At 72.0% G+C, this 18,629-nt stretch carries 14 protein-coding genes; 9 read left to right on the forward strand and 5 right to left on the reverse strand.

Going from position 1 to position 18,629, the window contains the following annotated elements; genetic code table 11:
- Nucleotides 1–90 precede the first annotated feature (90 nt).
- From ACPA54_RS21245 to ACPA54_RS21270, 6 genes are all read left to right on the forward strand, one after another.
- The gene (locus ACPA54_RS21245; protein WP_423532059.1) at nucleotides 91–1,455 is read left to right on the forward strand and encodes a hypothetical protein; all 1,365 of its coding nucleotides are present in this window, start codon (nucleotides 91–93) and stop codon (nucleotides 1,453–1,455) included.
- Nucleotides 1,456–1,759: 304 nt separating this feature from the next.
- Nucleotides 1,760–3,682, forward strand: coding sequence for a hypothetical protein (locus tag ACPA54_RS21250; RefSeq protein ID WP_423532061.1), 1,923 nt, complete (start codon nucleotides 1,760–1,762; stop codon nucleotides 3,680–3,682).
- A gap of 298 nt (nucleotides 3,683–3,980) precedes the next feature.
- The gene (locus tag ACPA54_RS21255) at nucleotides 3,981–5,405 is read left to right on the forward strand and encodes a hypothetical protein (protein WP_423532062.1); all 1,425 of its coding nucleotides are present in this window, start codon (nucleotides 3,981–3,983) and stop codon (nucleotides 5,403–5,405) included.
- A 107-nt stretch (nucleotides 5,406–5,512) separates the two neighbouring features.
- Nucleotides 5,513–5,851: a YrdB family protein gene (locus ACPA54_RS21260; RefSeq protein ID WP_423532064.1), complete on the forward strand. Its 339-nt coding sequence runs from the start codon at nucleotides 5,513–5,515 to the stop codon at nucleotides 5,849–5,851.
- Between the two features lie 149 nt (nucleotides 5,852–6,000).
- Nucleotides 6,001–8,382, forward strand: coding sequence for a hypothetical protein (locus tag ACPA54_RS21265; RefSeq protein WP_423532066.1), 2,382 nt, complete (start codon nucleotides 6,001–6,003; stop codon nucleotides 8,380–8,382).
- Nucleotides 8,383–8,397: 15 nt separating this feature from the next.
- The gene (locus ACPA54_RS21270; protein WP_423532068.1) at nucleotides 8,398–8,850 is read left to right on the forward strand and encodes a pyridoxamine 5'-phosphate oxidase family protein; all 453 of its coding nucleotides are present in this window, start codon (nucleotides 8,398–8,400) and stop codon (nucleotides 8,848–8,850) included.
- A gap of 13 nt (nucleotides 8,851–8,863) precedes the next feature.
- On the opposite strand, the gene ACPA54_RS21275 is transcribed toward ACPA54_RS21270, so the two are convergent.
- The 3 genes from ACPA54_RS21275 to ACPA54_RS21285 all read right to left on the reverse strand — a co-directional run bounded on the left by ACPA54_RS21275 (nucleotide 8,864) and on the right by ACPA54_RS21285 (nucleotide 10,965).
- On the reverse strand, nucleotides 8,864–9,850 hold the full coding sequence (locus ACPA54_RS21275; protein WP_423532070.1) for an alpha/beta hydrolase: 987 nt from the start codon (nucleotides 9,848–9,850) through the stop codon (nucleotides 8,864–8,866).
- A gap of 153 nt (nucleotides 9,851–10,003) precedes the next feature.
- Nucleotides 10,004–10,369 (reverse strand): hypothetical protein, encoded by a 366-nt coding sequence (locus tag ACPA54_RS21280; RefSeq protein WP_423532072.1) that lies wholly within the window; start codon nucleotides 10,367–10,369, stop codon nucleotides 10,004–10,006.
- Nucleotides 10,366–10,965: a TetR/AcrR family transcriptional regulator gene (locus ACPA54_RS21285; RefSeq protein ID WP_423532074.1), complete on the reverse strand. Its 600-nt coding sequence runs from the start codon at nucleotides 10,963–10,965 to the stop codon at nucleotides 10,366–10,368. Before ACPA54_RS21285 ends, ACPA54_RS21280 begins: the two co-directional genes overlap by 4 nt.
- Nucleotides 10,966–11,056: 91 nt before the next feature.
- On the opposite strand from ACPA54_RS21285, the gene ACPA54_RS21290 reads away from it, so the two are divergent.
- Nucleotides 11,057–11,845 carry a hypothetical protein gene (locus ACPA54_RS21290; RefSeq protein ID WP_423532076.1) on the forward strand — a complete coding sequence of 263 codons (789 nt, stop codon included), beginning with the start codon at nucleotides 11,057–11,059 and terminating at the stop codon, nucleotides 11,843–11,845.
- A 177-nt stretch (nucleotides 11,846–12,022) separates the two neighbouring features.
- Here ACPA54_RS21290 and ACPA54_RS21295 read toward each other — a convergent pair whose 3' ends face one another.
- Both ACPA54_RS21295 and ACPA54_RS21300 read right to left on the reverse strand, forming a co-directional pair.
- Nucleotides 12,023–13,579: an amino acid permease gene (locus ACPA54_RS21295; RefSeq protein WP_423532078.1), complete on the reverse strand. Its 1,557-nt coding sequence runs from the start codon at nucleotides 13,577–13,579 to the stop codon at nucleotides 12,023–12,025.
- Nucleotides 13,580–13,627: 48 nt separating this feature from the next.
- The gene (locus ACPA54_RS21300) at nucleotides 13,628–14,662 is read right to left on the reverse strand and encodes a phosphotransferase (RefSeq protein WP_423532080.1); all 1,035 of its coding nucleotides are present in this window, start codon (nucleotides 14,660–14,662) and stop codon (nucleotides 13,628–13,630) included.
- Nucleotides 14,663–14,894: 232 nt separating this feature from the next.
- Between ACPA54_RS21300 and ACPA54_RS21305 the strand changes: the two genes are divergently transcribed.
- Together ACPA54_RS21305 and ACPA54_RS21310 are read left to right on the forward strand one after the other, a co-directional pair.
- Nucleotides 14,895–15,686, forward strand: a complete 792-nt coding sequence (locus ACPA54_RS21305) for a GntR family transcriptional regulator (RefSeq protein WP_423532082.1) — start codon at nucleotides 14,895–14,897, stop codon at nucleotides 15,684–15,686.
- Nucleotides 15,683–18,136 (forward strand): GcvT family protein, encoded by a 2,454-nt coding sequence (locus tag ACPA54_RS21310; protein ID WP_423532084.1) that lies wholly within the window; start codon nucleotides 15,683–15,685, stop codon nucleotides 18,134–18,136. Before ACPA54_RS21305 ends, ACPA54_RS21310 begins: the two co-directional genes overlap by 4 nt.
- Nucleotides 18,137–18,629 lie beyond the last annotated feature (493 nt).

The following is an 18,629-nucleotide window of genomic DNA, read 5'->3' on the forward strand; positions in this document are numbered from 1 at the left end:
AGCCGGAGTGCCCCGCCCCCGACGTCCCCGCCACCACCGCCCAACGAACCCCCAAGCCGCAGCGCCCGACCGCCGTCCCCGGACGCCTCCGTGCACTGGGACACCCCGTCGGCGCCCCCCACCCCCTCCGCCGACCTCGAACCCGACCCGTTCCCCGCGGCCGCCTACACCACGCCGCGTGGCGCCACCGAAGCGGCCGAGCACGACGACGGCGGCACGCAGGTCATCGGCTTCCGCGGCGACCAAGCCTGGGAGGAAGCCGCCGATCGGCCCGCGCTGTTCCGCCGTCTCGTCATCGTGGGCGTCGTCGTCGGCATCCTCGTCATCGCCTTCGTCGTCGTCGCCCTGGTCCACCGAGGCGGCAGCGGCGCCGACGACAAGCGCACTCCCGAGCCGTCCGCGAACGCCACCACGGGCGGGGCCAAACCCGGTCCGCCGGTGCTCCCCGCCCAAGCCCCGCCGGGCTGGTCGAAGAACGCCGCGTGGATCGCCACCGTCGCCGTCCCGACCGCGAAGGCCCCGACGGTAGCGGCCAGTACCACCGCCGTGGCCGTCATCACCACGGACGGCAAGGTCGCCCTGCTCGACCCCGCCACCGGCCACGTCCGCCGCGCGTTCGACCTGCCCGCGGGCGAACACCGCGGCGTACGGCTCGCGCTCGTCGACCGCGTCGAGTCCGTCCTCGTGCAGGCGGGCAACCAGCTCGCGTACGCCCCCGCCGACGGGTCCGCCGCGCCGACCGTCCTCGACCTGCCCGACAACGCGCAGGTCAGCTATGCGGGCGACGCGCCGCTGGTGGTCGCCGGCACGGCCGCGTCCGTCGTCGAGGACGCCAAGCTCGTCTCCGTCGACCTCCCCCCCAACGCCACCGCCATGGCCGCCGACGGGGCCACCGTCATCGCCGCCGTCCCGGTCGGCCCGTGGTGGAGCGCCGCGCCCGGCCGCGAGCCCGTCGCGGTCACGCCCGTCCCGCCGCGTGCGGGCGCGACGATCTTCCGTATCGCCGCGGCCGGGCACAACCGCGTCGCGGTCATCTGGAACGGGCCCGACGCCGCCACGGTGACCGTCGTCCTCTACGACGCGACCTCCGGCCAATCCCTCGTCACCACCGACGCGCCGCTCGACCAAGTCCGCAAGACCGCGTGGGTCTGGGGCACCGACGGCCGCGTCGCCGCCCTCGGACCGGTCGTCTACGACCTCCAGGCGAACAAAGCGTCGGTGCGCCCCGGGTTCGGACCCGTCGTCGGGTGGGGCAAGCTCCTGTACGGCCAAAGCGTTTCCGACCCGCAGACCACACTCGTCCTCGACGCGACCGACCCGGCCAAGCCGCCGACGCCGCTCGGCGCCGGCGTACCGCTCCCGTGGGGTGGTCCGACCGGGCAGTTGCTGCTCATCCTGGACAGCACGCCGACGACGACGCCGACGTTGTACGCCCTTACGCCGGAGCCGAGATAGCGCCCGAGTGGTGGGCACCGCAGCCGCTGGGAAGGAACACACGGGAGACACGCCAGACCGGGAAGCCTCGGTGGGGGAAACGCACGACAAGGGGGGCCGAGATGGGCACGGGAACGGCGGACGGCGGCCGCGAAGCGGCTTTAGCGCAGGGTGGGATGGCGGAGTCGGTGCCGCACGGACCCGCTCGGTCGCGCGGCTGCTTGGCATTTCGTCCGGAGGCAGACGGAATGCCGTTTTCCGTCACGTATGTTGACGGAGTGTCAGGCCGATGGCCGGCGAAGGACCCCTCGGAGGAGGTGGCCGTATGAACCACGGGCTGCGACGCAAGGTGATGACCGCGGCCGTCTCGGTGTCCCTGACCGTCGCCGCGTTCTCCTCGGCCGCGGCGGCGCACGGCGCCGAACTGCCGGGCGGCGCGTCGTCGGAAGTGGGACGCGAGCCGGGCACACCCGGCTCGTCCGACGGATCTTCGGGCGGTACGCCGGGGCGTGGGCCGGTGGTGCCCGACGTGCCGTCGCTGCCCGCGGCGGGGAACGGGAAGAACGCTCCGGAGCCGGACGGGCCGGGTTCCGGCCCGAAGCCGCCGGCCGGAACGTCCGAAGTTCCGTCCTCCGGGCCTACCGCCCCGTCCGGTGGCGCACCGAACCCCGGCGACGGATCCGGCGCAACCCCGGCCGGCGGCGGAAGCACCGCACCCCTTCCGGGGAACGGCGAAGCGGGCGGCAACGACCGTCCCGCGACACCGTCGCCCCCCGGGACCACCCCGCAAGGCACCACCCAGCCGGGCAACACACAACCAGGCAACACACAACCGGGCACCGCGCAACCGGGCAACGGCACGCCGGTTGATGCCGTCCCCGGCAAGACGGGCCCTGGCAACACCGGAGTTGCCGACACCGGCCCCGGAATCCCCGGCCTCGGCACCTTCTCCCCGGGCACCGCACCAGGCTCAGTCCCCGCGGCCTCACCCCGCACCGCCCTGGGCCCCACCGCCCCCGCCGACCAACCCCTCCCCGCCCCGGCCGCGGATTTCCCGGCCGCGGCCTCGGGGGCCGGACCGGCGGCTCCGGGAACGGTCACGCAAGCCGACTACGCACCCACGCGGCGTCCGACCGCCTTCGGCCCGATGGCCGCCGACGATCTCCCGCTGCCCGCGCCCGCCCAGGAGTTTCCGCCCGCCGCGGTCGACAGCGCGGTGTTCCGGCAAGGCGACGCGGGGCGCAATGGAGGGCATCTGCCGCTGGGGCCATCCGTCCCGGACGTGCCCGAACTGCCGCCCGCGCCGCGTCCCGCGGATCCGGGCACGGTCCCGGCCAACCCCGCGGTGCCGCGCGTGGACGACGAGCAGGAGCCGCCTGCGGGCAAGACCAAGCCGGGTACCCCGGGAACGCCCGCGAAGCCGTCCACGCCCCCGCAGAAGGCCCTCCCGGTGGTGGCCGTGGCCCCGGCGAAGCCGTCCGGCACGTCGAGCACGAAAACAGGCACCAAACCGGTTGCGGAAAAGCCGACGAGTCCGACCCGCACCACGGTGCCCGCGCTGGTCCCGGCCGTCCTCCCGGCCGACCTTCCCGAGGCCGCCGAACCCGTCGTCGACGTGCTTCCGGCCGCGGAGACCCGGCCGGAAGACCCCTCAACGCCCGCTCAGCCGCCGGCACGCGGCGCCGGGGTGTCCACCCCGGAGCAGCAGCCAGGCACGCAGGCGGCGGCGCCAGCGGCGGTGGAGGAGAAGCCGCAGGCCGAACCAGCGGACGCGCCATCGGTTACGGCGGACGAACCGGTGTCCGGCCTTGTGGAGCCCACCGCGGGATCCGGGGAGGTACAGGCGCGCGGCGCCGAAACCCCGGACCCGGAATCCGCCGGCGGCGGCACTGCGTCCGTCGACGAGCCCGTGTCCACCGGCCAGAGCACTGCGAAGGCCGACGACGGGAAGTCCGACGACGGGCCGTCCGGCGTCGTGCCTACCGGCGACGGGGAGGCCGACACCGCCAGGCCGACGGCGGCCAAGCCCTCCGTCGCTCCCGCGGCCGGCGAAACGGCGGACCTCGACACCGGCGGCGGCCCCGATGCCGCCACGGTGCCGACCGGGGCGGGCGGCGCGCACACGGCCGACGCGCAGGCGCCCGCGGACTCGGATACCCATACCGCTCCCCATACCCCGGACCCGCTGTCCGTCACCGGAAAAGTCGGGCCGGACGACGTCAAGCTCGACCCGCGCGCGGTGCCCTAGCCGTGCCGCCGACGGGAGAAACGCGGGAACGCGCGGGAGGAAACCCGCTTGCCGGGCAGCTCCTCACGGCGTCTCTCCGGGGTCGCATCGCGCGGATTCGGCACGCTCGTCCGGCACGCGGAAGCGGCCCCGGGCCGCCGATCCATCGGTGCCGGCAAAACGCACGGCTGCATGGCCGTACGGTGAACCGGGTCGGACAAACGGACGACGGAAGTGCCCTCGCGGCCCCGCACTTCCGCCGAGCGCTCGACGACGTCACCATGATCCACGAACGTGCCACACCGACGCAGGAGTTCGCATGACCGACCGACCGCACGCGAGGCTCAGCCGGGTCGCCGTGCTGCTCCTTGGCGTGGTGGCGGCGCTGATCCTCGGCACCGGACTGGCCGCGGCGGACACGCCGTCGCCCACGCCATCGCCGAGCGGGAGTTCGTCGGGGACTCCCACGCCCGGCGGCACCACCTCGCCCGGTGCCGGCGGCGGTGGCGGCGGTACGAACTTCTGCGACCAATTGCCCAGTCCCGCCCGCGAGCAGTGCAACCAGCAGAACGGCGCCAACCCCCTCGGGTTCGCCTCCGACCCGCTCGGCTCGATCGCCAAGGCCACCGCCGAAGCCGCCGTGTGGTTCATCGGCAAGCTCGCCAAGGCCATCAACGCCACCACGGGGGTCGACTTCACCAATCCGAACTTCGTGAAGCAGTACGCCGTCGTGTTCGCGGCGTCGGCCTTCATGACCCTGATTGTGTGGATGGTGGCGGTCACCAAGCGTGCAGTGCGCGGCATTCCGCTGGGCACGGCGATCGGCGAAGCGGTGGGCTACCTGTGGCTGGCTGTGATGGCGTCGGCCTTCACCCCGCTGGCCTTGCATCTGTCGGTATCGATGGTGGACTCCATCACGGCCGCCATTGCGAGCGGCACCAAACAGGACACCGACCAGTTCTTGGACGGCTTTTCCAAGGGCCTGGACCCCAACTCGCTGGGCGGCGGGCCGGTCACGCTGATCTTCGTGTCGATGTTCGCGATCCTCGCCGCGATGATCCTGTGGATCGAACTACTGGTACGCGCCGCGCTGCTCTACGTCGGGGCGATCCTCGGCACCGTCGTCTATGCGGGCATCGTCGACCGCGACCTGTGGGGCCATGTGCGCCGTTGGGCCGGGATGATGGTGGCGATCCTGCTCGCCAAGCCGATCATCGTGATCGTGCTCGGGCTGGCGATGGCGGCCAGTGCGGGCGGCGGTTCGGGCGGCGACGCCCTTGCGGGCGTGCTGACCGGCCTGGCGATCATGTTCCTGGCGATCTTCGCGTCGGTCATGGTGTACCGGTTCGTGCCCGCCCTCGGCGACGACGTCTCGGCCTTGCGGGCCGGACGTATGCAGATGCAGAGCAGCACGAAGACGGCACTGACCGGGGGGCCCGCGTCGTACGTGCGGGCCGGCATGGGCGTCCACGCGGGCCGCGCGGGCACCGCTCCGGCGGCCGCGGCGTCGACCGGGACCGTGGGCCCCGGGGGCGGCGGTGGCGGAACGGCCGGCGGTGTCACGGGCGGCATTGCGGCGCACGGCGGGGACGGCGGCGGCCGGGGCGGCGAGGCGCCCGCGCTGCGCTCCCCGAAGTGGCTGTCGGACGGCGGCCAACCGCCGTCGGCGCCCCGTGCGATGCCGATTCCGGCGGATCCCACGCCCGCGCCGCGGACGCCGGGTCCGCGGCGCCGCGAAGACTGACGCCGCACCGGAGATGACCCACCCACCCCGCGTGCGTCGGCGGGCGGAGCCCTAGGCTCCGCTCGTCGACGTCGGTGATCATGCAGGGGCGGGGATCCGGAGGGGCTATGGGCGTGATCAAGGGGATCAACCTCGGGGTGATCTTCCTGATGGAACTGGCGGTCCTGGCCGCCGCCGGGTTGTGGGGATTCACCTTCCGGCCGCAGCTGATATGGCGCTTGCTGCTCGGCCTCGGAGGGCCCGCGGTGCTGATCGTGCTGTGGGGGATGTTCGGGGCGCCTACCGCGTCCCACAAGCTGCACGGCGCCGCGCGCGTGGTGTTCGAGCTGGGATGGTTCGGCACCGGAGTTGTCGCGTTGGCGGCGGCGGGCTACCTGACACGAGCCGTGGTATTCGCGGTCATCGGGATCGTGAGCAAGACACTTGCGGTGGTGTGGCACCAGTAGGTCGCCCGGCGTGGGCGCGTACCCCGCCTGTTCGCACGCCGATCGCACCCGCCCGGGTGTCCTCGTGTTGTGCCAGGATCTGACCCGTTCGGCGCTCCGGGCGTTCGAATGCGGAGTCCCCGAAACGCGAAGGCCGAGGATCACCTCCCGTGCATGAACTCGTCACCGCCCTGAGGCTCGCCGGTCCCGACGTCCGCGCCGCGCTCGTCGAGCGCTTCCGCACGCAGATGACCACGACGGTGACCGAGTACGCGAAGCTCCCCGAGCAGGCCATCGCGAAGATCCTCGCGGACGGAGACTTCGACGCCGCGGGTTACCTCGCCGAGGGCGGCCCGCTCGAAGACGACCTCATGCTGCGCGCCGCGCGTCTCGGCGACCCGCGGGTCGCCCTGGCACTCCTCGACCGGCGAGGCGGCATACCCGAGGACCTTCTGCGGGAGATACGCACCCACATCACCGACCCCGAAGACCCGGCCTGGCACGTCGAACGTGGCTTCGTCCACAGACTTCGCGCGCACGCGGCCGCCGACCCGCTCGCCGCCGCCGCTTGGCCGTTCCCCAAGCTCGTGTTCGACGTGGCGTCCGACCTCTGCAAGGAACTGCCGTACGCCGTCGCGATCGACCTCTGCGTCGCCGTCGCGGACCGCGGCGACCGCGAAATGCTGCGCCGCCTCGCGCTCCGCGACCTGGTGCACACGGGACTCAACGACCTGGTGATGGCCGCTGCCGACGCCCCGTCGCCGTCCGCCTACCTCGCCGACCTCCGGCCGCCGGAGGAATGGATCGACGCCGCCGCGGTCCGCGCCATCGCGGCGGTCCGCCGACACGACGGCAAGCCGTCGCTGGACGCGGAACTGCCGCCGCTCGACTGGGACCTGGTCCGCCGGGAACACGAACGCCGTCCGTTCGACCGGGACAGCCTCCCGTCGCTCACCCGCTGGCCGGACTGCCCCGACGACCTCGTCGAGGCCGCGCTGTCCGCAAACCTCGTCAGCACCGTGGAGTACGCCGCAAGGCTGCCGTTCGACATCGTCGACAACAGCAAACTGGCCGACTGGAACTACCACTTCCGCGACGTGGTCCGTCGCGGCGTCACCGCGGGCTGGCTGCCCCTGGACCGGCTGCTGACCGAAGCCGCGCCGGCGGGCCGCATCGCCGGGGCACTGCCGTACGACGCCGAAGAGGTCGGTACCGCGCTGGCGAAGGCCCTCGCGCCGCTGGGCAACGACCCGGTGAACTGGCTGACGCTGTACTCGCGGCTGCCGCGTTTCGAGGGAACGATCGCGGCGCTCGTCGACGAGGTCGCGTCCGGCGCGGGCAAGCGCGCGACCAAGTTCCCGCGCCCGCTCCCCGCCGCGATGCCGGCGACGCCGCCGGAGAATACCCGCGAGACCTTCCTGGGCATCCTGCGCGCCATGCCGGACGAGGTCACCGTCGCGCTCGCGCCGTACCTCGACGCGCGGAGCGTCCAGCACATCCTCGTCTACCGCGAACCGTCGGACACGGTGCGCGACGCGCTCGTCGCCGCCCACGGCTCGGTCGCCCTGGCCGGATACGCCGCGCACGCGCTGGAGCGCGACCGCGTCGAATGGCTGATGGCCCACGACGACCCGGCCACCGACGCCTCGCTGTTCGCCCATGCGCCACTGACGGACGCCGACCGCGTCCGCATGCTCGCCGGGATCCGCACCGACGGCAGCCGCGGCCCGGTGCCCCAGGAACTCCTCGACGTCCTGGGCGAAGTCAACCTCGGCCACTACCGCGACCGGGTCACGGCCGGCCTGACCTCCGGCGACCTCGGCGTCGCCCGGGTGATCGCCGGGCGGCTGCGGCTCGCCACCGAAGGCGGCCGGATGCGCCTTCTCGTCGCGGTATGGGAGCGGAACGGGCCGGAAGGCGTCCGCGAGATCCTCGACATGGACCGTTTCCCGGCGAGCACCGTGAAGGCCGTCGAAGCGGCACTCGCCCAGCCCGACGGCATCGACCGGCTGCGCGCCCGCATGGCGGCGGACGACGCGCCGGAGGAGTTCCTGAAGCGGCTCCGCAAGAAGTCCGGGTACGCCTACGAACGCCTCCGCAAGCTCATCGGCGAAGGCCGCGACGTGCCGTGGGACGCCGCGGTCGCCGCGGCGGACGCCGACACGCTCGACCGTGACGTCGTCGACGCGCTCGTCGACCGCCGGGAACTCCCGACCGAGTTCGCGTACGCCGCACTGCGCTGGGGAGCCCGCAACGGCGAACTGCGCTCCGCCGACTGGCGCGAGCACCTCCTGCTCCGCGGCCTGACCCCGGAGGACCTGCTCCGTCACGCGCCGCAGCCGGCGCGCTACCTGAACGTGGTCGCCTTCGACCGGCGGTACCAGAATCGCCGCCGCGGACGCTGGGCCGAACCGTGCGAGGCCGCACAGGCGCTGGTCGACGAACACCTGGGCACCAACCCGGACGCGTGGACCGTGGCGCTGCACCTGTTCCCGGACTTCACCGGAACACTGCCGGAACTCCTGGCGACGGCGCGGGCGGCGGCGGGATAGCTACCGTTGGCCGGTATGGATGTCCCGCCCCGCGACACCCGGCAGCGCAAGCACGACCTCCTGGCGCGCCTGGCGCGCGAGCGGGAAGCCTGGGTGTCGACCAGCAGCCCGGACGCCGAGCCGTACCTCGTGCCGCTGTGGTTCCACTGGGACGGGACGGCGCTGTGGCTGTCCACCCGGTCGACCAACCCGACCGGCCGCAACCTGCGTGCCGTGCCCCGCGCCCGGGTGTCGCTGGGCGACCCCTGGGACGTCGTGCTCGTCGACGGCACCGTGGAGACGTTCACGGTCCGCGACGTTCCGACGGCCGTCGCCGACGCCATCGCGGCGGACTGGGCGTGGGACCCGCGTGCCGAGGGCGACGCCTACGGGTACTTCCGTGTGCAGCCGCGGAGCATCCAGGTGTGGCGCGGTGTACCGGAACTCGCCGGCCGGTGGGTGATGCGCGACGGCGCGTGGGCGGACTGACGGGGCGGTCGGTTCATGCGGGCAGTCCGCTTTCCGGCAGTGCGCCGAGCCAGTCGATCAGCAGGCGATTGACCTCGTCCGGGCGTTCCTGCTGGATCCAGTGTCCGCAGCCGTCGAGCAGGTGGCAGCCCATGAGGCCGGGCAGGGTCTTCGGGTACGCGTCGATGGCGTCGGCGAGCCACATGGTGGAGGCGTCCAGGCGACCCCCGGCGAACAGCGAAGGCTGGGTGATCGGGGCGCCGTCGACGACCGCGAGATCGGCCCAGTCGCGGTCCATGCTGCGGTAGCGGTTGAGCGCTCCGGTGACGCCGGTGCGGGCGAACTCCGCGGCATAGAAGTCCAGATCGGCTTCGGAGAGCCAGCCCGGCAGGACGTCGGCGGGGAAACGCTCGCGGAGCGTGCCGCCCCGGGTGACGAAGTGGGGGTCGGGGGCGTCGGCGCCGGGCATCGTGTCGGCGGACAGGGCGGCGTAGAAGCCCGCGAGCCAGCCGCGGACGTCGGGTTCGATCTCCGCCTCGGCGCGGCCCGGCTCCTGGAAGTAGGAGACGTAGAACTCCTCGTCGCCGCCCATGCCGGCGAAGACGTCGCTCGGCCGGGGCCCGCCGCGCGGCGTGTACGGGACGCTGAGCATGCCGACGGCGCGGAAGACCTCGGGCCGGAGCAGCGCGGAGTTCGCGGCGATGCCCGCACCCCAGTCGTGGCCGACGACCACCGCCGATTCGGCGCCGAGCGCGCGGACGACGGCGACGTTGTCCTCGACGAGTTCGACCATGCGGTAGGCCTCGGGGGCGGTGGGGACCGAGGAGTTGCCGTAGCCGCGGACGTCGACGGCGGCCGCGCGGTACCCGGCCGCGGCCAGTGCCGGAAGCTGGCGCCGCCACGAGTACCAGGACTCCGGGAAGCCGTGCACCAGGAGGACCAGCGGCCCGGTGCCCTGTTCCGCGACGTGGACGTGGCCGGCCGGGGTCGGGACCGACCGGTGCTGGATCTCCGCGGGCACTGCGTCACCTCCGGGTCGTGCGGCCGCCTCGGGGGATTCGCCCGATTCGCGACGCCGCACAACCGATCATGGACGGTGCCGCGGGGCCGCGCAAGGAGCCTTGCCGAATCGGCAAGGCTCCTCGGTTCGCTGCGGTCTGTGCGGTCTGTGCGGTCAGCGGGTTTGCGGGCGGCGGAAGATCAGCACCGCCGTCGCCAGCAGCAGCACCGCGCACACGGCCTGCTCGCCGACCATCCAGGCCGGCAGCGGGAGGAAGAACAGCACCGCGGTGAACGCGACGAGCAGCACCGCGACGATGATCCGCAGGCGCAGCGCGGCACGCGCGTCGCCCTTCGCGGCACGGGTGGCGAACAGGAGCGTCAGCATCGACGTCCCCGCGACGATCACGCCGCGGACCCAGGCCTCCGGCGTGGCCTGCCCGGGGTCCGCACCGGCCAGCACGGCGAGCGCGACGACGGTGAGCATGCTGAGCATGACGTACGTACCGATCAGGCGGCGGATCGCCGGGGTGGTGGTCATGACACTGCCTCCTTGGCGGTGGCCCGGTCGAAGAGCCGGACGGCTTCGGCGATGTGGTGGTCGATGTCCAGGTCGGGATTCGCGGTGAAGTAGAACGACGCGCCGTCGATGACGGCACGGATCGCGAGCGCGACGATCTCCGGATCGAAGTCGCCGAACACGCCGTCCTTTTGCCCGGCCGTCAGGATCCCGGCCAGCCCCGGTACGGCGGTGTCGTCCTCGACGCGGCGCCCGGAGTTCTCGACGATCCGGTGCACGGCGCTCACGTGCCGGGCGTGCTCCGCGATGAACCGCAGGTTCGATTCGATGTAGACGTGCAGCCGCTCACGGTGGCCCTCGGCGGCGAGGATCCGGGCGGTCATGTACGCGGTGCCGGCGTCGAACAGACCGGCCACCACGGCTTCGTACACGGCCTGCTTGGAACCGAAGTGGTAGAGCACCGTGCCTTTGGTCGTCCCGGCCTCGCCCGCGATGGCCTCCAGCGAGGCCGCGGGGAACCCGTCCCGGTCCAGCACCGCCACCGCCGCCGCGACGACGTCCTCACGCCGCGCCCGACGGGTCCTGCTGAGCTGCCGACCGGCATTTTCTGACCGCATGGTCAAAGCATAGACCGAGCGGTCAGAATTTCAAGAGGGCATCGGCCAACCGGGTGAGGTGGGAATCAAGGCGGGTGCCACGATGGGGTCCATGTCCGAAGACGTCGGCCCCTTGGACGCTGCCTGGCCGCTCGCCCCGCCCGACGCCGTCGTGTGGCTGCGGGAACTCTGCGACGACGACGGTGTGACCGGCTTCCTAGCTCCGCCGATGCCCGACGCGGCGTGGGTGCTCAACGCGATGTACGAGCACGAGCGCGGCCCCGGCACGGTGTCGTACGACGAGCGCAAGCAAGCGGCACTGGCCGACGGCACGATGCGGCCGCAGATGATAGGCGACATCGACTTCACCGCGATCGGCGTCGCCACCGGCGGCAGCCTCGGCCGTGCCCGCCACCCGGGCCCGGGCTGGCGCCGACTGCGTTGGGCGGAACTCGCCAGGCGGATCGGCGATCCGGTGGTCTCCGACGGAATGCTGCCCTGCCCCGGGTGCTTCCCGTCCGTGAAGAAGAACGGCAGTTGGCCGGTCGGTATCATCCCGCCCGCCGAGGGCAGCCTGGACCGCGAGACCTGGCTGGGGCTGATCGACGTGCTCGCCACACACAGCGCGGCAGGCCTGGACACGCGCTGCTTGGCCTTCCACAACCCGCTCGTCTGCCAGGACTTCGACAACGTCCACGTCCGCACCGGACGTCTGCGCGACGCCGCAGCCCTCTACGACGACAGCGAAGCCGACTTCAGCCCGTCCAACCTCTGGCCCGAAGACCGTTCCTGGCTCCTGTGCACGGACTACGACCTGTGGGGCACCAAGGTCGTCGGCTCGCCCGCCCTGATCGAGGCCCTGCTGAACGACGACGAACTGGAGGCCCTGCACCTGGAATGACGTCAGGGGGGGGGAGGGGCCCGGGGGCTCGGTCGGGCCGGGGCACGAGGGGTGGCCAACCGGCACGGCTCGGCTCCGCCGGCCGACCGCACCGCCGGAGACCGCCGGCCGCCGGGCCGTCCGGCACGCCCAAGCGCCCCGGACCCCTCGGGCAGTCCGGGGCGCTAACGCCTGGTGCTAGTCGGTCTTCGCGGTCTCCTCCACGGTCCTCCGCGGGCCCGTGAACCAGCTGCGGGCGCCGGCGAACCACCACGCCGTGATGGCGATGAGGACGCCGCCGACCGCGATCGGGGCGTAGTTCACCGCCGTCCAGTCGAACTCGCTGCGGCCGGGGATGCCGGCCGGGGAGAACGGGAGGATGAAGTAGACCGAGATGACGGCGATTTCCGCCACGGCCACCCAGCACATCCACTTGTACTTCGCGCCGAGGTTCCAGGGGCCGGTCTGGAAGGCGTCGCCTTGGCGCAGGCGGAGCCAGATCGGGATCAGGAAGGCCAGGTAGAGGCCGATGACCGCGACCGAGGTGACCGCGTAGAACGCCGTCGGGGCGCCGTTGGGGCTCTTGTAGAGGGCGGGCAGGGTGATCAGGGCGGCCACCACGCAGCCGCCGATGACGGCGTTGACCGGGGTGCGGTTGGCGTCGACCTTGGCCCACAGCTTGGCGCCGGGGACGCCGCCGTCGCGGCTGAAGGCGTAGCCCATGCGCGAGAGGCTGGTCACGCAGCTCATGCCGCACAGGAACTGGCCGACGACGGAGATCAGGATGACCAGCTTGGCGAGTTTCGCGCTGAGCGCGGAGGTCAGCAAGACGTCGATGGCGCCGCTGCCGTCGTTGATCGCGGCTACGTCCTTGGCGGCGAAGAGGAACGCCAGCAGGAGGATCCAGCCGCCGATCGCCGAGTAGAAGATCGACTTCCACAGGCCCTTGGCGGCCGACACCGACGCGCCCTTGGTCTCCTCGGAGACGTGGGCGCACGCGTCGAAGCCGGTGATCGTGTACTGGGTCAGCAGGAAGCCCAGCGGCAGGATGAAGAACCAGTACCAGCCGTCGCCGAAGCCCGAGTTGTTGATCTGCTCGGTGAACACGAACTTCGCGCTCTGGTGTGAGTCGGGGCCGAAGAACAGCACCAGGATGATCACCAGCACGCCGAACACGTGCCAGTACACGGACGCGTTCTGCAGCAGCGCGATCAGCTTGTGGCCGTAGATGTTGATGACGGCGTGCGCCGCCAGTATCCCGAGGAACAGCAGGAAGACGGTGTTGAGGTCGCCGTCCCAGCCCGGCGAGTACATCTTGATGAGGATGTTGAGGAACGTCGCGCAGCCGTAGTCGACCGACGCCGTCACCGCGATCAGGCCCACCAGGTTGAGCCAGCCGGTGAACCAGCCATGCACCGGCTTCCCGAGCTTCGCCGCCCACCAGTAGATGCCGCCCGCGGTCGGATACGCCGACACCAGCTCGGACATGCAGAACCCGATGATCAGGATGAACACCGAGATGATCGGCCAACCCCACGCGATGGCGACCGGCCCGCCGTTGTTCCACGCCTGCCCGAACGTCGTGAAGCAGCCGGACAGGATGGAGATGATCGAGAACGAGATCGCGAAGTTGGAGAACCCGCTCCAAGTCCGGGACAGCTCCTGCTTGTACCCGAGTTGCGCGAGCCGGGCCGCGTCGTCGTCCACGGGCGGCTCGGGTACATGCGGGGCTTCCTCGGGAACGGTGGTCGCCATGGCACCTCCTGGCTGTGGTCGGGCGGCAGACTTCGTCGACCGCGGGGGCTAACTTCTTCGGCCGCTTTCCTGCCTGCTGATTCGGCTGTCCGGCACGCCGCCTTGAGCGGACGGTGCGGCGGCCCGGCCCGCGGCCCGGTCGAGGAGGGTGCCGAAGTCGTCCGCGTCGAGGGCCCGGACGGCGCGCGCCCACTTGTCCGCGGCCTCGGCGCGGTAGTCGAACGCCGGTGCCGCAGCCGTGCCGGCCAGCAGCCCGTGGTGCACGGCGAACCACAGCGTCCAGGCCACGTCCGACGCGATCCGGTACAGCAGCACGCGCGCCAGCAGGCGCGGGCTCGTCTCCGCACCGAAGTACGCGGCTGTCAGCAGATCGACCAGGTCGTCCGCGAGCTGCGCTTCCGCCGCGATGTCGCCCAGGTCGAACGCCGGGTCGTTCATGCCGGACAGCTGGTAGTCGACGATCCGCACGCTGCGCCCGTCGTCCAGCAGGTTCGCGGGCAGCAGGTCGTTGTGGCACGGAGCCTGCGGCAACGGAACCGCGGAGAGGGCGTGTTCGATGCGGGCGAGGTCGGCGAGGCGGTCGGCGTAGCCGTCCGGCACCGGCAGGTCGTGGCGCCGGCAACGGGCCAGGAGTTCCTCGGTCTTGCGGAAGATGTCGAAGCGGTTCGCGAACGGCGGTGTGGACGTGTGGAGGCGGCGGCAGGCCGCGGCGATGCGCACGAGCGCGTCCGGATCCGCGACGCCGTCCGCATCGAGGGTGCGCGCCTCCACGAACTCCAGCACGACAGCAGCAGGTTCATCGACCGTGCCGAGGACGGCGGGTCCGACGCCCGAGTGCGCCGCGGCCAGCGTGTTGGCGATCTCCTGTCGCGCGGGGACGCCCAGTCCGGCCGCGCTGACCGCCGGGTCCAAGACCCGCAGGATCCAGCGGCGCCGTCCGGCGTCGACGCGCACCACGCGGTGGCTCAACCCGCCGGTCAGCGGGGTGTAGTCGGCGTCCGCACCGGGGTCTAGCCCGGCCCGGGCGAGGAGTTCGGCGAAGGCAGCCGTCACGGCGTGGTCCCAGCGGTCGGCGCTACTCACGGATGGCCAATGGGTTGCCCTTAACCCATTCGAAACAGAACGTGATTGCGGGCAGTCGGGGGCGGACACGGAGTGCTTGTGGAGTGCTCGGTGGCGCGGCATTGACGTGCGGTGCTCCGGAAGTCTGCGAGTCCGGGGCAACGGCGTCAAGAGGGCGTCAAAGGGAACTTCGGTCCGTCCAATTCACCAATTGGTATGTCCTTTAAGCGGTTCCGGGTGGTAGCAATGCGCCATGTCCGACGAGAACACCTCGTTGCGCGGCCGCGCTTGGCGCGGTGTCGCCGACACCATCCGGGCCGGCGGCTACCGCCCCGGCGACCGCCTGCCGTCCGAACGCGAACTCGCCGACCGGTTGGGCGTCAGCCGTTCGACGCTCCGCCTCGCCCTGCACGATCTGGAACGCTCCGGCTACGTCGTACGCCGCCCCGGCCGCGGCGGTGGCACCTTCGTCGCGGCCCCCAAAGTCGAGCGCGATCTGGGGCACTTCACCGGCCTCGCCGACTACATCCGCCGCCAAGGCCTGGAAGCCGGTTCGCGGATCCTGTCGGTCAGCCTCGCACCCGCCGACCCGAGGGCGGCCGCCGCACTGGGCATCGCCCCGGAGGACCTGGCCGTGCACGTCACCCGGGTCCGGCTCGCCGACGGCGAGCCGATCGCGTTGGAGCGATCCCGGTTCCCCGTCGCGCTGTTCCCCGATCTCGCCGAACAGGCCCTCGGCGGATCGGTGTACGACCTGCTGCGCACCCGCTACGGCCGCGCCCCCGCACACGCCGTCGAACGCATCGAGCCCGTCGCGGCCGACGACGAGATCGCCGTGCTTTTGGAAGTCACTTACGGAACACCGCTGTTGGCAATCGAGCGGGTCGCCTACGACGCCGCCGGCGTGCCCGTCGAGCACGCCGACGACCTGTTCCGCGGCGACCGTACCCGCGTCGTCGTCTGGACCACGCACGACACCCCGCACGACACCCCGCAGGACATCCCGCGGCAAGCCCCGCACCGAACGGAAGGCAGCACGCCGTGACCCGCGAACTCCCCTCCCGCGCACGCGTCGTCGTCATCGGCGGCGGAGTCGGCGGCACCAGCGTCGCGTACCATCTCGCCCGACGCGGCGAGCGCGATGTGCTCGTGGTGGACCGGGCCGAACTCACCAGCGGATCGACGTTCCACTCGGCCGGCCTCGTAGGCCAACTGCGCGCCGACCCGACGCTGACGCGGATGAACATGTACTCCGCCGAGCTCTACCGCGAACTCCAACGCGGGGAAACGCCACCAGGGTTCGTGGAGTGCGGCGGCATCCGACTGGCGTGCACGCCCGAGCGGCTGGAGGAGATACGACGGCAGATCGGCTGGGCCCGGACGATGGGGCTACCGCTGCTGGAGATATCCCCGGCCGAAGTCCGGGAACTGTTCCCACTCGCCGACCTCGACGGCGTACGCGCTGCCGCCTACCTGCCGACCGACGGCTACGTCGACCCCTCGCAACTCACCTACGCCCTCGCCGCCGGCGCCCGCGCCGGGGGAGTGGCCATCGCGACGCACACCCGCGTCCTCGGCATAGACACCGAGAACGGGCGCGTGACCCGCGTCCGCACCGACCAAGGCGACGTCGAGACCGAGATCGTCGTCGACTGCGGAGGCATCTACGCCGCCGAGATCGCCCGCATGGTCGGCGTCCGCGTCCCCCTCGTGCCCATGTCGCACCAATACCTGGTCACCGACCCGGTGCGTGCGCGCGACGGCACCCACCTGCCCACGCTCCGCGACCCCGACAACCTCGTCTACTTCCGCGAGGAGGTCGACGGCGTGCTGATGGGCGGATACGAGCGCACCAGCCGGACGTTCGCCCTCGCGCACGGCGAACGCGACGCCGTACCCGCGGATTTCAACGGCCGCCTGCTCGCCGAAGACTGGCCGCGCTTCGAGGAGATCACCGAGAACGCCGTCCGCCGCGTCCCGGCCTTGGCCGACACGGGCGTCCGCAAGCTCATCAACGGGCCCGAAGCGTTCACTCCCGACAACGAGTTCTGCCTCGGCGAGACCGAAGTCGGCGGCTTCTTCGTGGCCGCCGGATTCTGCGCGCACGGCATCGCGGGCGCGGGCGGCATCGGGCGGCTCATGGCCGACTGGATTCTCGACGGCGACCCCGGCCTCGACGTGCACCACATGGACATCCGCCGCTTCGCCGCGCACTACCGCTCGCCCGGCTACACGCTCAAGCGCACCGCCGAGAACTACGAGACGTACTACGACATCCCGTTCCCGGGCGCGGAACGCCGGGCCGGTCGTCCGCTGCGCGTATCGCCCGCCTACGCCTGGCACGCCGGGCGCGGCGCGGTGTTCGGCGAGAAGGCCGGCTGGGAGCGCGTGAACTTCTATGCGGGCAACGCCACCACCGCAACCGAAGCGCACCGCCCCCGCGGCTGGGCCGGCCACGACCACACCCCGGCTGTCGCGGCCGAGCACCTCGCGACCCGGAACGCCGCCGGGCTCTTCGACGAATCGTCGTTCGCCAAGCTCGAAGTGACCGGGCCCGGCGCCGCGGACCTGCTGGAGTGGCTCTGCGCCAACCGGATCGCCCGCGCCGTCGGCGACGTCACCTACACGCAGATGCTCAACGCCCGCGGCGGCATCGAAGCCGACGTGACGGTGACCCGCACCGCCCCCGACGCGTTCCTCGTTTACACCGGAACCGCGTGTGGCACCCGGGACTTGGCGTGGCTGCGCAAGCATGCGCCGCGCGACGGCAGCGTGCGGATCGCGGACGTGTCCGGCGCCTTCGCGTGCTTCGCACTGTGGGGTCCGGACGCCCGCACCGTCCTCGGGCCGCTCACCCCCGACGCGATCGACGACGCGGCGATCCCGTATCTCACCTCCCGGGAGATCACCGTCGGAGACGTGCCGGTCCGCGTGAGCCGGGTCACCTTCGTCGGCGAACTCGGCTGGGAACTCTCCTGCTCCGCCGAGTACGGCGCCGCGCTGTGGCGGACCCTCGCGGAACGCCCCGGGGTGACGCCCGGCGGCTACCGGGCGATCGAGTCGATGCGGCTGGAAAAGGGCTACCGGGTGTGGGGCAGCGACCTGACCCCGGAGACCAATCCGTACGAAGCCGGCCTCGGCTTCGCCGTCAAGCTGCGCGAGAGCGACAAACCCGGAGGCTTCCTCGGCCGCGACGCGCTGCTGCGGGCGCGCGACGAGGGGATCGGCCGCAAGCTGGCCTGCCTGCTCCTCGACGATCCGACGGCGGTGTGCCTCGGCAGCGAACCGGTGCTGCTGGACGGCACGGTCGTCGGGCGGGTGACCTCTGCCGGGTTCGGCCACACCGTCCGGCGCTCGATCGCCTACGCCTACCTTCCGGCGGACCGGGCCAAGCCCGGCACCCGCGCGCAGATCGAGTGGTTCGGCGAAACCTGCGGGGCGGAGGTCGCCGCGGGGGTCCTGCACGACCCCGCGGGTGCGCGCGTCCGAGGGTGATCTTCCGGCCGTGCGCAACACACATGCGAGTGAATGCGATCCGTAATCAATCGAAAGCGGAGCGTGATATTTTGGCGTTTCCGCCCCCGGGGAAGATCGCGAAATGATTGCGAATTTCTTGGTTTCGTGGCGATTCCGTGTGAATTACGTGCCGATGCCTGCGGCGGCCACCACTCAGTTGTCGGCCGCTGATGTGGTGTGCGGTATCTCGATCTCACTCCCGCGAGTGAGGAAGAGGTACACCGTTCGATGCACACGGAGGTGTCCCGTGAGTACTTGGGGCTGGAAGTGCCACAACTCGTCCTGCTCGGCCAACCGGGGACGGGATCGCCAGCGGTACCGCACGGCGCACGCGGCACAGGTCGCCGGACGCGCGCACACGCAAGCGACCGGGCACGCCACCGAGGTTGTGGAGTTCCGGTAAACGCCTAGGACGGGGGCGGGACGGGCAGCTCGTCCCGTCCCGCCCCCGGGCCGCCGACAAGGCCCCCGA

Origin of the sequence: Uniformispora flossi (assembly GCF_049534875.1) — a bacterium.
Classification (GTDB): domain Bacteria; phylum Actinomycetota; class Actinomycetes; order Streptomycetales; family Streptomycetaceae; genus Yinghuangia; species Yinghuangia aomiensis.

Excerpts from the sequence above, each read along its gene's own strand:
- ACPA54_RS21305 (WP_423532082.1), top strand. The coding sequence starts at position 14,895 with ATGTCCGACGAGAACACCTCGTTGCGCGGCCGCGCTTGGCGCGGTGTC.
- ACPA54_RS21280 (WP_423532072.1), bottom strand. The coding sequence starts at position 10,369 with ATGACCACCACCCCGGCGATCCGCCGCCTGATCGGTACGTACGTCATG.
- ACPA54_RS21290 (WP_423532076.1), top strand. The coding sequence starts at position 11,057 with ATGTCCGAAGACGTCGGCCCCTTGGACGCTGCCTGGCCGCTCGCCCCG.
- ACPA54_RS21255 (WP_423532062.1), top strand. The coding sequence starts at position 3,981 with ATGACCGACCGACCGCACGCGAGGCTCAGCCGGGTCGCCGTGCTGCTC.
- ACPA54_RS21295 (WP_423532078.1), bottom strand. The coding sequence starts at position 13,579 with ATGGCGACCACCGTTCCCGAGGAAGCCCCGCATGTACCCGAGCCGCCC.
- ACPA54_RS21270 (WP_423532068.1), top strand. The coding sequence starts at position 8,398 with ATGGATGTCCCGCCCCGCGACACCCGGCAGCGCAAGCACGACCTCCTG.
- ACPA54_RS21250 (WP_423532061.1), top strand. The coding sequence starts at position 1,760 with ATGAACCACGGGCTGCGACGCAAGGTGATGACCGCGGCCGTCTCGGTG.
- ACPA54_RS21260 (WP_423532064.1), top strand. The coding sequence starts at position 5,513 with ATGGGCGTGATCAAGGGGATCAACCTCGGGGTGATCTTCCTGATGGAA.
- ACPA54_RS21285 (WP_423532074.1), bottom strand. The coding sequence starts at position 10,965 with ATGCGGTCAGAAAATGCCGGTCGGCAGCTCAGCAGGACCCGTCGGGCG.